Origin of the sequence: uncultured Winogradskyella sp. (genome assembly GCF_947498005.1) — a bacterium.
In the GTDB taxonomy this organism is placed as follows: Bacteria; Bacteroidota; Bacteroidia; order Flavobacteriales; family Flavobacteriaceae; genus Winogradskyella.
The window spans coordinates 158,010-171,995 of record NZ_CANMIW010000003.1; the positions used below are offsets into that span (position 1 = coordinate 158,010).

Annotated in this window: 15 protein-coding genes; 14 read left to right on the plus strand and 1 reads right to left on the minus strand. The window is 31.0% G+C overall.

Going from position 1 to position 13,986, the window contains the following annotated elements:
* Window positions 1–152 precede the first annotated feature (152 nt).
* The 4 genes from Q0891_RS06515 (at window position 153) to Q0891_RS06530 (ending at window position 3,856) form a co-directional block, all read left to right on the plus strand.
* Window positions 153–1,205: a serine hydrolase gene (locus tag Q0891_RS06515; RefSeq protein ID WP_299099949.1), complete on the plus strand. Its 1,053-nt coding sequence runs from the start codon at window positions 153–155 to the stop codon at window positions 1,203–1,205.
* A 70-nt stretch (window positions 1,206–1,275) separates the two neighbouring features.
* Window positions 1,276–2,130 (plus strand): type II CAAX endopeptidase family protein, encoded by an 855-nt coding sequence (locus tag Q0891_RS06520; RefSeq protein WP_299099950.1) that lies wholly within the window; start codon window positions 1,276–1,278, stop codon window positions 2,128–2,130.
* 55 nt (window positions 2,131–2,185) lie between these two features.
* Window positions 2,186–2,911 carry an NAD(P)-dependent oxidoreductase gene (locus Q0891_RS06525; RefSeq protein ID WP_299099952.1) on the plus strand — a complete coding sequence of 242 codons (726 nt, stop codon included), beginning with the start codon at window positions 2,186–2,188 and terminating at the stop codon, window positions 2,909–2,911.
* Between the two features lie 51 nt (window positions 2,912–2,962).
* A complete protein-coding gene (locus tag Q0891_RS06530) occupies window positions 2,963–3,856 on the plus strand; it encodes an alpha/beta fold hydrolase (protein WP_299099954.1) in 894 nt (297 codons plus the stop codon).
* A gap of 65 nt (window positions 3,857–3,921) precedes the next feature.
* Here the strand turns inward: Q0891_RS06530 and Q0891_RS06535 are convergent, their stop codons facing one another.
* Window positions 3,922–4,215 (minus strand): hypothetical protein, encoded by a 294-nt coding sequence (locus Q0891_RS06535; RefSeq protein WP_299099956.1) that lies wholly within the window; start codon window positions 4,213–4,215, stop codon window positions 3,922–3,924.
* Window positions 4,216–4,522: 307 nt separating this feature from the next.
* On the opposite strand from Q0891_RS06535, the gene Q0891_RS06540 reads away from it, so the two are divergent.
* The 10 genes from Q0891_RS06540 (at window position 4,523) to Q0891_RS06585 (ending at window position 13,821) form a co-directional block, all read left to right on the plus strand.
* On the plus strand, window positions 4,523–5,125 hold the full coding sequence (locus tag Q0891_RS06540) for a hypothetical protein (RefSeq protein WP_299099958.1): 603 nt from the start codon (window positions 4,523–4,525) through the stop codon (window positions 5,123–5,125).
* Window positions 5,126–5,158: 33 nt separating this feature from the next.
* Window positions 5,159–5,728, plus strand: coding sequence for a hypothetical protein (locus Q0891_RS06545; RefSeq protein ID WP_299099960.1), 570 nt, complete (start codon window positions 5,159–5,161; stop codon window positions 5,726–5,728).
* Between the two features lie 70 nt (window positions 5,729–5,798).
* Window positions 5,799–6,362, plus strand: a complete 564-nt coding sequence (locus tag Q0891_RS06550; protein ID WP_299099962.1) for a hypothetical protein — start codon at window positions 5,799–5,801, stop codon at window positions 6,360–6,362.
* A gap of 292 nt (window positions 6,363–6,654) precedes the next feature.
* On the plus strand, window positions 6,655–8,442 hold the full coding sequence (locus tag Q0891_RS06555) for a tetratricopeptide repeat protein (RefSeq protein WP_299099964.1): 1,788 nt from the start codon (window positions 6,655–6,657) through the stop codon (window positions 8,440–8,442).
* A gap of 135 nt (window positions 8,443–8,577) precedes the next feature.
* Window positions 8,578–9,099, plus strand: coding sequence for a sigma-70 family RNA polymerase sigma factor (locus tag Q0891_RS06560; RefSeq protein WP_299099966.1), 522 nt, complete (start codon window positions 8,578–8,580; stop codon window positions 9,097–9,099).
* Between the two features lie 4 nt (window positions 9,100–9,103).
* Complete coding sequence (locus tag Q0891_RS06565; protein WP_299099968.1) at window positions 9,104–9,772, plus strand: hypothetical protein; 669 nt, start codon at window positions 9,104–9,106, stop codon at window positions 9,770–9,772.
* Window positions 9,773–9,906: 134 nt separating this feature from the next.
* The gene (locus Q0891_RS06570; protein WP_299099970.1) at window positions 9,907–11,034 is read left to right on the plus strand and encodes a serine hydrolase; all 1,128 of its coding nucleotides are present in this window, start codon (window positions 9,907–9,909) and stop codon (window positions 11,032–11,034) included.
* A 119-nt stretch (window positions 11,035–11,153) separates the two neighbouring features.
* Window positions 11,154–11,795 (plus strand): hypothetical protein, encoded by a 642-nt coding sequence (locus tag Q0891_RS06575; RefSeq protein WP_299099972.1) that lies wholly within the window; start codon window positions 11,154–11,156, stop codon window positions 11,793–11,795.
* Between the two features lie 6 nt (window positions 11,796–11,801).
* Entirely contained in the window at window positions 11,802–12,662 is an 861-nt protein-coding gene (locus Q0891_RS06580; RefSeq protein ID WP_299099974.1) for an SDR family oxidoreductase, read from the plus strand.
* Window positions 12,598–13,821 carry a serine hydrolase gene (locus tag Q0891_RS06585; RefSeq protein WP_299099976.1) on the plus strand — a complete coding sequence of 408 codons (1,224 nt, stop codon included), beginning with the start codon at window positions 12,598–12,600 and terminating at the stop codon, window positions 13,819–13,821. The genes Q0891_RS06580 and Q0891_RS06585 overlap by 65 nt, the downstream gene beginning before the upstream one ends.
* The last annotated feature ends 165 nt before the right edge of the window (window positions 13,822–13,986 follow it).

Below are 13,986 nucleotides of genomic sequence, written 5' to 3' on the forward strand. Positions count from 1 at the left end.
TTAATAATTTTTTACTTTAAAATTAATCCAACGTAAATAATAATAATAATAACAATTCATCATACTTATCGTACAGTTCAGAATTATATAATACACTTTCATTTACAGTTAACATATTTTTGACTAATATTAATATTTTTTTAGTTAGAATTATGGAAAATATAAAAAGGAAAACTAGCAAAGGCAAGCAAGTATTTAGAGTATTGTTACTTCTTAGTACCTTTATTTCCTTATGGTTTGTCCCTTGGATATTATTAAAAGCATGGATTCTACCTTTACCAGAGACAGTTCAAGCGCAAGTAGAGCAATCATTGAGTTATGGGTTCGATGGTGTTATTGTATATGTAGATGAAGCCGGAAAACCACCAGCATTTTATACCGCAGGATATCATAATACAAAAGAGAAAATACCTGCCAGACCTGATGCCTTATTCAAAATTGCGAGTATTAGTAAGTTGTACGTTGCTGTGTCCATTAGTCAATTAGTTAACGAGGACCAAATTTCTTTGGATGAAACTGTAGCATATTATTTTCCTGAGCTTAAAGATAGAATAGAGAATTCAGATAAAATTACAGTGAGGATGATGGTTCAGCACCGAAGCGGCATTCCTAATTTTACTGATAATCCAGAGTATTGGGAAAACCAACCTAACACCAATATAGACGTGCTTAAATATGCGCTAGATCTACCAGAAAACTTTGAACCAGACCAAGAATACGGCTATTCTAATACCAATTATTTATTGCTTTCTAGAATAATTGAAAATGTAACAGGTCTTAACCGACAAGACTATTTTAAAAAGAGAATTTTTACACCTCTTGGTCTCAATAATACGTTTGGTTCAATTAGTGAAGTGAAAAATTTGGATAACGTGATGAGTGGGTATTATGTTGGTTTAGATGACGATTTTAAAACAGAAGACCAAGGTATGATAGCCACAGCAGAAGATGTTGGGATATTCTTAAGAGCTTTAAATGATGGTAGCTTACTTAATGAGGAAGAAGTGAAAATTTACGCATCACTTTATGAATTTAATCATGGTGGATTGGCAGCTGGTTATCAATGTATGGCAGAATACCATAAAGATATTGATGCTGTAGTTATTCAATTTATGAATACAACGGATTTTGAAGGTTACCAATGGAATTTATTAGAAATAACACATAGTCGTGTTGTGAAAATTTTACGGAAGGCAAAGGAGTAAAAGCACTATTTGTGCAACGCTGTAACAAATTTAGAAGTATCTCGTCGATTTATAAATAAATCAATCAATCATGACAGAATCAATCGAAAGTAAATATAAAACCTGGAAAACAATTTTTATATTTCTCGGGCTTGTAATTGCATTAACTTCACCTTTTCATTATGCCATAGTCAATTTATATCCATCAAGAATCTATGTTGGAGCAATTATGTGGTGTCCTGCAATAGCTGCAATTATTACTTTAAAAATTAAAGGACGTAAAATTTCATCTTTAAACTGGAATTGGGGAGATTGGAAATATATACGATGGTCCTATTTTGTGCCTGCCGTATATGGCGTAATCACATATTTATTAATCTGGATTTTTGGATTCGGAAGCTTAGCTAATGAAGACGTAATTACAGAATGGGGAAAAGAGCTTGGTTTGTTTGGCATAGGAACTTTAAGCCCAACAGCAATAACAATCATCGCTATTATTTTATTAGGCACTGTTGAAGTGATAAGAGCTTCGGCAACAACTTTAGGAGAAGAAATAGGATGGAGAGGATTTTTTATATATGAATTAAGAAAAGTACTGTCCTTTACTGGTGTTTCTATTTTTAGTGGAATTATATGGGCTGCGTGGCATTGGCCACTGTTGGTTTACTATAGTAGTAATGTGTTATTAGAATTCATAACATTCTTTATTGTAATCATTTCTATGTCATTTGTTATGACTTACTACACTTTTAAATCTAAAAGCCTGTGGCCTGCCGTAATTTTTCACGCCGTAAGTAATGTCTATATCCAAAAAATAATGCCTTCGCTAACCATAAAAGTAGAAGGAACTGAACATTGGCTTGGCGAAAACGGAATTATGTTCGCCATAGTAACCTTTGTTTTTGGGTTATACTTTTGGAGAAAGGCAGTAAAAGAGAATTTATAGAAATAAAAATAGATCATCAATCAATCAATCAATCAATGAATCAATCAAAATCAGTATGACAGTTTTAGTAGTAGGCGCAAGTGGTGCCACAGGACAAAAATTAGTAGAACAATTACGTCTTCAAAAACATAAAGTTAAAGTCATCGTTAGGTCACCAGAAAAATTACCAAAATCATGGCAAAACGATGCTCATATTCAAATAATTTCTGCAAGTGTTTTAGATTTAAGTGATAGCGAAATGTGCAATATTGTAAGGGGTTGTAATGCAGTGGCATCTTGCCTTGGACATAATCTAACGTGGAAAGGAATTTACGGACAACCAAGAAAATTGGTTACAGATGCTACAAAACGGTTATGCAACGCCATAAAAGCAAACAATCCACAAACGCCAATAAAGTTTGTTCTAATGAACACTACGGGAAATAGAAATAGAGATCTCAATGAACCTATTTCATTTGCACAAAAATGTGTCATTGGGTTGCTTCGTATATTATTACCACCTCATGTAGATAATGAAGCAGCAGCAGATTATTTAAGAACTGAAATTGGGCAAAATAATACTGCAATAGAGTGGACAGCAGTGCGGCCAGACGGATTAATTAACGAAGACGAAGTCTCTGAATATGAGGTTTACAAGTCGCCAACACGAAGTGCCATTTTTAATGCCGGAAAAGTAAGTCGAATTAATGTAGGTCATTTTATGGCTAGTTTAATTACAGATGATAGCTTATGGGCAAAATGGAAAGGTCAGATACCTGTCATTTATAGTGCATCACATTAGGTATTATATATCAATCAATAAGAATTTATCAATCAACAAATTAAATCAATCATGTTTTTTAAATCAGAAGAAGGAAAAACAGAGATCCTCGAACTTTATAATCAAAAATTACAAGAACTCAACATTATTTATACGGAAGAATGTATAGATACACAATTTGGAAAAACTAATGTTATCATAACTGGGAATGCTCAGTTGCCACCATTAGTACTTATTCATGGTACAGGTGGTTGTGCTCCATTAATTTTAGAATCCTTTTCGGATCTTTCTAAACATTATCGTGTATTTGCTGTAGATGTTTTGGCTCAACCAAATAAAAGTGATGAGCATCGCTTAGACATAAAATCCTTAGACTATGGTCATTGGCTATTAGAAGTAATTATTAAATTAGGTCTTAAAAATGTTACTTTAGTTGGGTTTTCATTTGGTGGACTCATAAGCTTAAAAGCCCTTGAGTTTAGTCAAATTCCTATAAAGGAAGTTTTTCTTATTGCTCCTGTTTATATTGTAAATGGAAACCCATTTGTAAACCTATGGAAACTATTTATTCCATTAAAGAAGTTCATTAAATCAAATGATAAAAAGCAGATCACTAAAGTGATGAATGTGCTTTTTTCAGAATATGATGTTTTTGCTTTTAACTTTTTATCGCGATCGTTTCAAAATTGCAATATGGATTTCTCGCCTTTACCTATAATAACTAAAAAGAGCGCAAGAGATATTGAGACACCAATTACAATTTTTGCTACTGAAAATGATATTATGTTTCCAGGTAAAAAAATGATAAAAAGAGCTAAACGCATATTTCCATCATTAGAAGAAGTTATTTTATTAAAAGCGTCTAAGCATGTGCCAAATACAACGGATTTTAAAACCATAGAAAATACTATTATTAACGCTACGGAAATATCTAAAAATAATGAGTTTAAAAGCTTCACGATATAGTGTCAGCTTTTAAACAAATTAGTTAAAATCAGGTACTAGTTAATGTTGATGAAGTTGATTGTAGATTACGAATCTTTAGAATTATCAATATCTAACTCTAAGTTTTCATTATGATCACTACCTAAACTGTGATGACGGTTTTCTTCATCAGAAAGCTTAACATTTCTTAACGGTCTCGATGCTCTATCACCAGGTATATCTAAATCTTTAGCAGCAAAATCTGGTTCAATTTCTCGTTTTTTAAGAATTTCATCGTCGCCATTATCTTGTCTTAAATTCCCAGTCTTATCGCCGAGTATGTTTTCGTCTTCTTTAGTAATTTCAGAATTATACAATTCTTTATTTTTTTCATTTTTCATGATATTTTGTTTTTAGATGAATTCAAAATTAGAATTTAAATACGGCGTTCATTGACCTTAAACCTTAAAATATTGATGCTTTTGATAAATGCGACATGCGTTTAACAACCTCTTTTTTTATAATGAAAGTTTGGTTAATGTCATCCTTTTTACAATAAAAATAGAGTGGTTATACATCGTTAACAATTCATCATTTCAAATCAACAGTTCAGACATAAAACTTCAAAATCATTAATTTTTCTTGGGAAATTTGAAAAATCATTAATCAATAAATCATTAATCAAAATCAATTTAAAAACGAACAATTATGAAAACAATTAAAAAACAAATTATGTTAAGAATGGCTTGTGTAGCCTTTGCATTACTATCTAGTATAACATATGCACAAAACACAAATGAAGAAACAACAACAATAAGGGATGGCTTCATCTTTGAGTTTAGTTTAGGTGCTGGCCTTATAAGTATAGAAGATAGTGAAGGTATTCAAACCTTTGATAAATCTCAAGGAACGTTTACTTTTCCAGATTTAAAGTTTGGCTATATGTTAAATGACAAACTAGCTATTACTGCTGTTATGCCAGGAGCTATTTACGAATTTCAGGATAACGACAGACACTTTGGTAGTTTTATACCTTCTGTACAATATTGGGTAAAAGACCGTTGGTGGATTCATGGTGGAATTGGCCTAGCTATTGATGCACCAGCATTGTACGATATTAAAGACGATGTAAATGACGATTGGAATTTTGGCTGCGCAGTAATGGCAAGTACAGGTTATGAAATTTACAAAAAGAAAAATTTTGCACTTAACTTACAGTCTAATTTAGTAATTGGTAGTGCTTATTTAGATGAAGATGCGCATAGAGATGTAATTACGTTTAATGTAGGATTAGGGTTTAGCTGGCTCTAGGTTAGAATTAACAAATTCACTTAAATTTTTATTATGAAAAAAACAATATTTACTTTGATTTTGTGCGGACTAACTTTTATCGCGAAATCACAAAACACAAGTGTAGAAAAATCAATATTTGGATTACAAACTGGAGTTTTAGGAATCTGGGCATATAATGAAGCAAAACTTTCAAATACCATAGCATTAAGAACAGAACTTGGTCTTGATTTTGGTATTTGGGAAACTACTTTTTACGATGATTATGATGCTCCATTTCTATTAACACCTGTTATAGTTGTGGAACCAAGGTTCTATTACAACCTCAAAAAACGATCAGAAAAATCAAAAAGAATTGATGGTAATAGTGGCAATTTTATTGCTTTAAAAATGGGCTACCATCCAGATTGGTTTGTCTTATTCAATAAAGACAATGCTCCTGTTGTGAGTGATTTTTCCATTATACCAACTTGGGGAATTAGACGGAATTTAGGCAAACATTTTAATTATGAAGCAGGTCTTGGAGCAGGATTTAGTCACACATTTGCTAAACGAGCTGGTTATTCAAAGGACAAGAGTGAGATGGAATTAAATATGCACTTACGTATAGGGTATAGATTTTAACTTAAAAAAAGAAAATACTAAACATTAATCTATTACCGTGTATTCTATTGCTAGCACTTATTTGAAAAAAATGAAACGATTAACCAATTTTATTGAAAAGAATAGTTCAGGAAAAAAAGTTTTAGGACTTTTTATCTTGACAAATGTTGTTTACATCTTTATGCTCACTGTTACAATTCCTAAAACAATGGAATTCTCTAACGGAATGAAATTACTGGATATGATGCCTATAGGTTATGATTTAAATTATGTAAGTGAATTATTCAGTTTGCTTGGAGAAAATGGACGTTTGACTTATCTAACTAACCAAATACCTGTGGATATGATTTATCCTCTACTATTCGGACTCTCTTACTGTTTGCTTTTGGGATATTTCTTAAAAAAACTGAACAAATTCAATTCCCCTTATAGCTTTCTCTGTCTATTACCCATAATTGCCGGGATTGCAGACTATTTGGAGAATTTCGGAATTATTACAATGCTTAAAAATTATCCTGAATTGAAAGAGGCTACAGTTTATGCAACCAATATATTTTCGGTTATAAAAAGCATTTCAACAAGTATATTTTTTATAGCATTGATAGTAATATTAATAGCACTTGGAATTAAAGTATTAAACAAAAAAATTAAATGAAAAAAGCGTCATGGATGACTATATAGGCTTTATTTTCGGGGTTTCTATTTTATAATATTGAGTTCATGAATCTCGCATACTCGATTTGGGTTAAAAGCGCATATTAGTAATCTTATTCTATAAAAATTTAATCTATAAGCTTCTTCTCTCAGTTATTGGAACACTCTTTTAAGGATGGGTAATGGAATGGAAGAAAATATGTGGAATAGTTTGCAATATAATGACTTAATAGGATTTTTTTTTGATTCTATTATGTTTTCATACTTTTACATTGCTTTAAGTAAACAATACGTTGATTAACCAAAAATCTATAGCTGTATTACCTTTTGTCAATATGAGTAATGATATTGATAACGATTATTTTTGTGATGGAATTACAGAAGAAATAATTAATGCACTTACCAAGGTAAAGGGTTTAAAAGTTATAGCAAGAACCTCTTCTTTTGTATTTAAGAACAATAATTTAGATGTTAGACACATTGGCAACAAATTAGGTGTAGCGACAGTTCTAGAAGGAAGTATAAGGATTTTCAATAAAAGAATACGTATCAATATTCAATTGATACGCACAAATGATGGTTTTCAGGTTTGGTCTCAAAATTTTGATAGAAAATTAGATGATATATTTGAACTTCAAGATGAAATCAGTTTAATCATTGCAGATCAAATAAGAGAAAATTTTGGTCATCTCGATATTTCAAAACGAATCTCTGTTGTTGGCACTAAAAATATTGATGCTTATAAGCTGTATTTAAAGGGAAGGGCCTATCAATTAAATTGGATTTTAGAAGACTATATTGAAGCCATTAAATACTACAAAAAAAGTATAGAAATAGATCATAATTTCTATGATGCCTACTTTGCACTAAGTAGATCTTATGGTATTTTATCAAGTTGGGGATGTATTGATAAAAAGATAGGAGAGGATAGTGCTAACCACTATCTAAATCAAGGTTTAAAGATTAATTCTAAATCGTATTTAGGTTATTTTTCTGAATCTTCTTTAAATTTCTGGAACGAGTGGAATTATACCAAAGGCATAAAACTTTTAAAAACCACCTTAGTTAAAAATCCGAGTTATGCTATAGCTTACGAAGGTATTGCTGAAATTTACATGGCCACCAATCAATTAGATGAGGCCTTGTCAAATATTAATAAGGCCATAGAAATTAGTCCATTATCTCCTAATCATCATTTTACAAAAGGGAATATCTATTTTCTAAATCGAGATTATATTGAGGCCATCAATCACTTAGAAGAATGCTTAAGAATTGATCCTAATTTTACTTTAGCAATTGAAACAAAATTGGCGTGTTTCATGTTTTTAAATGATACTTCTAAGTTCAAAGATTATATCGCTACGATGCCACAACTTATAAGCCCTAAAGTTTGTGAAATTCTATTTAATCTTATTAATAATGAAGCCTCTAATAATGTGATAAATGAGGATCTTATAGACATTGAAACGAGTTTTAAAAGCATTTACCCATGGCATTTTTATTACCTCATACATGCTGGTAATATTGAAAAAGCATTTCAAATATTTGAAGATAAAATGAAATTGAAAATTGGGCAACTTGTCAATTTTCAATTAGATCCATTTTTAGATCCTTTGAGAAAGCATAAACGATTCCAGTTTATAGAAAAACAAATTATGTCTTCAGGATTCTCTAATTTAAATAATATAGCTTCAAACAAAGTAGAAAAGGAAACTCCAAAACCTCTTACGCAATCTGAAATTGAGAATTACAAGGTCGTTTTAGCAAACTATATAAAGGATAGTGAACCTTATTTAAATTCTAATCTTTCATTAAAAGCGCTTGCCAACAGTATCAATTTGCATCCAAATAAATTGTCTTGGTTGCTTAATGCTGAATATAATAAGAACTTCAACGATTATATAAATCAATTCAGATTAAAACATTTTAAAACCATTGCTTTAAACCCAAAATTCAATCACATCACAATTTTAGGATTGGCTTATGATAGTGGGTTTAATTCTAAAAGTGTATTTAATACTTACTTCAAAAGAACAGAAGGCATTACGCCAAGTCAATGGGTGAAATCCAATAAAAAATAACTGTTCAATACCAATTTATTTTCTGCCGTATTTAGGTTCTGAATTATATATCAGAACGATTGATGCTGTCTTAACTTCTAAGTTTGAAAAAGTTTTTTCGTGAAATGTGTGATTTTATTCAGCATGTAACGATTAATGGATAAAGAAGCTAAAATAGCAATGAAAGGCTCATCGACAGAGATTGACATATCAGATATTATAGAACAAAACAAAAACCTTATTTACAAGGTTGTGAATAGCTATTGCTCAGATATCAATGAGCAGGAAGATTTAATTCAAGATATTATTTTTCAGGTAATAAAGAGTTATAAAACATTTGATCATAATGTGAAAGTTACAACATGGTTGTATAGAGTGGCATTTAATGTATCAATTTCATATTACCGAAAACTAAAAACTAGACAGAAACATGTAGTTGCTATGCCTTCAAAAATGGTGTCAATCCAAGAGGAGCAAACGAATAATACAGATGAAAAAATCAAACAATTAAGACAGTTTATACAAGAGTTTGACCTATTAAACAAAGCCATTGTAATAATGTATTTAGATGGTAATAGTCATAAAGAAATTTCTGAAACCTTAGGGATTTCAATTAGTAACGTTGGCACCAAAATTAGTAGGATTAAAAACCAATTAAAGAAAAAATTTAAACAATAAAATCATGGAACACATCGAAATCATAAACCTTTGGAAAAAAAGTGAATCTCTATTACAAGAGAACAGAATTTTAAACTTAAAACTTTTAAAAGAAATAAAACTAGAAAAAGCAAAAACGTCCATAAAAAGCTTACTGTTTTTGCCAATTAGCTCATTAGTGTTTTATACCATACTGGGATTCTATGCTATGTATTTTGCGATTTCATACGCTCAACATTGGTATTTTACATTCTCTGGAGTTGTAGTTGCATTTTTCTCATTCTGGTTAGTTTGGTCTTCTATAAAACAGCTCAAACTCATTTTTTCTATTGACTATTCTAAAGCAGTAGTCAATATTCAAAAAAAGTTAGTAAAACTTAAAATATCAGTAGTTCAAAATTTCAGAATTGTGGCTTGGTTATTACCATTTGGTCCGTTTGTTGGTATTTTCTTTTTCAAAGTATTATTTAACCTGGACGTTATGACTTTACTCAACTTTAATATGATTATTTCATTTGGTATAACCACAGTTTTACTTGAAGTAGTTTCATTAATGCTATTAAAGGCATTACATCCAAAAAATATCAATTCAAAATGGTTGAATTGGTTACTAAAAGGTAGCGGAAGTCAAGTTAATGATGCCTTGCAATACCTTAATGCTATTGAGGAATTTCAAACTGAACCATCGCACTAAACACACATCATATTCAAAATAATTAAAAGAAATAATTCCGAACGTTTGAAATTATAATCTAGAACGATTGGAGCCCTCTTTAATTTCAAATTTGCATCATCAAATAATTATCAATCAAATAAAAACGAACACAAATGAATTTATCAAATCAATTAGTCTCAAACCTTACTAAAAATAGTATGTGTAAAACATTAAACCAATTAAAGATCGTTGTATTACTATCTGTACTAACCTTAGTAACATCTTGCTCAACAGATGATGACAACAACGCGCAAAACAATAGTTACACAAGCGCAGAAAATGTATTAACGGATATTGGTTTTCAAGGGTATGCTATTATCACTAAAAACGGAAATGATTTAGTGCGTCAAGGTTTTGGATTAGCAAACCAAAGCAGTGCAAAACCTCAAGATTATAATCTTGCTTACCGCATTGGTTCTGTTACAAAAACATTAACTGCAGCAGCTATTGTGCAACTTAAAAGAGATGGACTAATTAATAGTTTTAATCAAACATTAGATGAATTTGATCCAGAGTTTCCAAACGGCAATCAAATTACAATTGCACAATTATTATCACATCAGTCTGGTATTCCAGATTATCAATTTGTAGTTGAAGATGCCTATGAGCAAGGTGCAACTTTAGATGAAGACGATATATATGAAGTTATAACCACAATGATTTTAGAAGATGGTCTCAATTTCACACCAGGTTCTGGTAAACAGTATAGCAATTCAAACTTTCTTATTGCAGCTTTGCTAGTACAAGAATTATCTCAAATGTCTTACCACGATTACATTCAGCAAAATATTTTTACACCTTTAGGAATGACAAATACTTACAAGGGTAACAATAGTATTAATACAAATAACCATGCAGAAGGTTATAAAAATGGTAATGTGAATAGTACATATCCTATGACTATTGCATTTGGTGTAGGCGACTTTAGTAGCACACCAAATAATATGGAAATTTGGACAGATGCCGTAAAAAATGATTGGTTTACGGCTTCTGAAAAAGCAGAAATATTTGCTCAAAATGTGCCTAGCGGATTTGTTGATTTTGGTTTAGGTTGGTTTACAACACAAGAAGGTGATACAACGATGTATTGGCATGGAGGCGATATAAATGGGTATTGGAGCATGATAGGTTTTGTGCCTGAATATAACGCAACCATTGTGCTATTAAGTAATAACCAAGATGATTCTGGTTCACAACGTAGTACCATTATAGAACAACTATTAACAAACGAGTTTAATTAAACACATGTAAAGCTCAATTAAAGGCTGTGCTCTTAAAGCTAGAGTATTAATCATTCGCTATATCAGTTCAGCCTTAAACAAAAACGTAGTTAAAACAATCAATCAAATCAACACTAAAAATGAAAAAACTTTTAATCATAAGTTTTATGCTGTGTGCCTTTAATGGATATTCGCAGAACGAAAATAACTTCAATAGCAATAACACAGTTTATAAATACAGAGTGAGTTTTCCGGCAATAATACTAGGAAACATTGGCAAAGGAGGTGAAAGAACCAATACAGAACACATTGAACTTCATTTTAAACGTGAATTAGATGCCAAGAATATAATAGGTTTAAAATTTGCAACTTGGAGATTATTCCAACCAATGGGAATACAATGGTGGGACGGTCTTTTAGATAAAATAGATTCTAAAACTGAGTTTTATCCTGGTCATCTTAGAGAAACAGGTGTAGGATTTACGTATCAACGTATGCTTTGGAAAGGCTTATTTGCTTCGGTTGAAGTGTTACCACAACTCAAAACTTATTTAGATGAAAAAGACAAAAAGATAGCAAACGGTTTCAAACTCTACACGTCTTACCATGTTGGGTATCATTTTTCATTTGGCAAAAAGAAACGATTCTTTATAGAGCCTCAAATTCATTGTCAAAACTGGATTTTCGATACCAATACACCAGCAGAATTTAAAGCGATAGATAATCAATGGAAATCTTACTTTCTGTTTGAACCGAATTTGTATATAGGATTCAAATTTTAATGTAAAATGAAAAAATACAATTCACAAACCGTATTATTGGCAGGTGCAACAGGTTACTTAGGCGGCTACATTGCTAAGGCATTAGTAGAAAGCAACTTTAACGCTAAACTTATTACAAGGTCATCTAAAAAATTGCAACAATTTAATAGCAACGCCGTAAAAATAATAGAAGCAGAAGTCACTAAAACAGAATCTATAAAAGGTATTTGTGAAGGTGTAACTACAGTTATTTCTACCGTTGGTATTACAAGACAAAAAGAAGGATTAACGTATATGGATGTAGATTACCAAGCTAATGTTAATTTACTAAACGAAGCCAAAAGGGCAGGCGTAAAGAAATTTATTTATGTATCTGCTATAAACGGTAATAAGTACAGACATCTCAAAATATTTGAAGCCAAAGAAAAATTTGTAGATGTTTTAAAAAATTCTGGTTTAGAATTTACAGTAATTCGTCCTAATGGATTCTTCTCAGATATGAAAGATTTTTTGGATATGGCCAAACGCGGAAAAATATATCTATTTGGAAATGGCGAGCAAAAATTTAATCCCATTCATGGTGAGGATTTGGCAATTGTGTGTTTACAAGCTATTAACACAGCAAATAATGAAATTGTTGTTGGTGGTCCAGATATTTTAACCTTAAATGAAATAGGTGAGATGGCCTTAGATGCGCTTGAGAAACCAATAAAAATCATTCATCTACCAGATGGGTTGAGAACATTTGCAATTTGGAGTTTGCGTACATTTACATCATCTAAAACTTATGGACCAATTGAGTTCTTTTTAACGCTTATGGCTGATGATAATATTGCACCAAGATTTGGGACTAAACGGTTGTATCATTTTTTTAGGGAAAACAAATAATTATAATGAGGTTATGTTAGAAAATAATAAGATTCTAAAAGTGAAAATACGAGTTATCTGTCTATTATTTTTTTCTAATTTGGTCATAGGTCAAACCGATTCTATTAGTCAAAGAATTGTTAGTAAAATTAATCCGCACTCAGAAGCTCCTGTTCATAGTATTTTACTTTATTTGAAAAATGAGAATAATGGCGCCATTTATAATGAAGGTTTTGGTACAGCCTCTAAATTAAGCGATGCGGTTACAAAACAGAGCGCTTTTAAAATTGCGAGTAGCACCAAACTTTTTGTGGCTACTATTATTCTTCAGCTTGAAGAAGAAGGTAAATTGAGTTTAAATGACACCATTAGCAATTACTTAAATGCTATTGATTATCTCGATTTTAATAATCTGCATATAAAAGATGGTATTAAATATTCACAAGAGATTACCATAGAGCAACTATTAGCACATCGTTCTGGTTTAGCAGATATTTTTACGGATCGTGAAGATGAATTTTTTGAACTGCTCTCTCAAAATCCAGATAAAGATTATACGCCAGAATCTATAATGGAATTGTACTATCAATTCAATTTAAATAAAGAACCAAAGTTTAAACCTGGTCAAGGTTGGCATTATTCTGATATTAATTATCTCTTATTAGGTTTAATTATAGAGCAATTAGATACTAGTAAACTAGCGCAATCTATACGAAATAGAATATTGCAACCCTTAGAAATGAAACATACGTTTTTTGAGTATTATGAAAATCCAATAGCCGAAATTAATATGATCCATCAATATGTTGGTGCGATTAATTTTTCTAAACTCAATACCTCATTCGATTGGGCAGGAGGAGGGCTTGTATCTACAAATTCTGATTTGGCGCTATTTATAAAAGCACTATTTAATTATAAGCTTATCAATAAAGAATCTTTAGCCAAAATGACTGCTGTAAAAAACACAAAGGACAACGAAAGCCGTTATGGACTTGGTGTTTATGAGTTTAATATAAACGGAAACATTTACTATGGCCATTTTGGATTTTATAACACCTTTATTGGTTATTGTCCTGCATCAAAATTAGTGCTTTCTTATAGTATAAGTCAGACGAATCCAGATTTTAATACTTATGGGTTTGTAAGTGAATTGAGCATTCTTTTTGCCAATAAACAATAAAAGCTTCGTAGAAAGTATAGGAAATGGTTTATTTAAAATAATTTTTATATATTTACGTAATCACTTGATAATAAGTGGTTAATCCTCCTTGAAAATTACCGATAATTGCAGGTTATTCCCTTTTTAATAGATTTTATTCTATCTATTACTATTAGCTATTAATTT

Bases quoted from the DNA above. Each gene is read 5' to 3' on its own strand.
- Q0891_RS06515 (WP_299099949.1), top strand. From the start codon at position 153: ATGGAAAATATAAAAAGGAAAACTAGCAAAGGCAAGCAAGTATTTAGA.
- Q0891_RS06520 (WP_299099950.1), top strand. From the start codon at position 1,276: ATGACAGAATCAATCGAAAGTAAATATAAAACCTGGAAAACAATTTTT.
- Q0891_RS06525 (WP_299099952.1), top strand. From the start codon at position 2,186: ATGACAGTTTTAGTAGTAGGCGCAAGTGGTGCCACAGGACAAAAATTA.
- Q0891_RS06530 (WP_299099954.1), top strand. From the start codon at position 2,963: ATGTTTTTTAAATCAGAAGAAGGAAAAACAGAGATCCTCGAACTTTAT.
- Q0891_RS06535 (WP_299099956.1), bottom strand. From the start codon at position 4,215: ATGAAAAATGAAAAAAATAAAGAATTGTATAATTCTGAAATTACTAAA.
- Q0891_RS06540 (WP_299099958.1), top strand. From the start codon at position 4,523: ATGAAAACAATTAAAAAACAAATTATGTTAAGAATGGCTTGTGTAGCC.
- Q0891_RS06545 (WP_299099960.1), top strand. From the start codon at position 5,159: ATGAAAAAAACAATATTTACTTTGATTTTGTGCGGACTAACTTTTATC.
- Q0891_RS06550 (WP_299099962.1), top strand. From the start codon at position 5,799: ATGAAACGATTAACCAATTTTATTGAAAAGAATAGTTCAGGAAAAAAA.
- Q0891_RS06560 (WP_299099966.1), top strand. From the start codon at position 8,578: ATGGATAAAGAAGCTAAAATAGCAATGAAAGGCTCATCGACAGAGATT.
- Q0891_RS06565 (WP_299099968.1), top strand. From the start codon at position 9,104: ATGGAACACATCGAAATCATAAACCTTTGGAAAAAAAGTGAATCTCTA.
- Q0891_RS06570 (WP_299099970.1), top strand. From the start codon at position 9,907: ATGAATTTATCAAATCAATTAGTCTCAAACCTTACTAAAAATAGTATG.
- Q0891_RS06575 (WP_299099972.1), top strand. From the start codon at position 11,154: ATGAAAAAACTTTTAATCATAAGTTTTATGCTGTGTGCCTTTAATGGA.
- Q0891_RS06580 (WP_299099974.1), top strand. From the start codon at position 11,802: ATGAAAAAATACAATTCACAAACCGTATTATTGGCAGGTGCAACAGGT.
- Q0891_RS06585 (WP_299099976.1), top strand. From the start codon at position 12,598: ATGATAATATTGCACCAAGATTTGGGACTAAACGGTTGTATCATTTTT.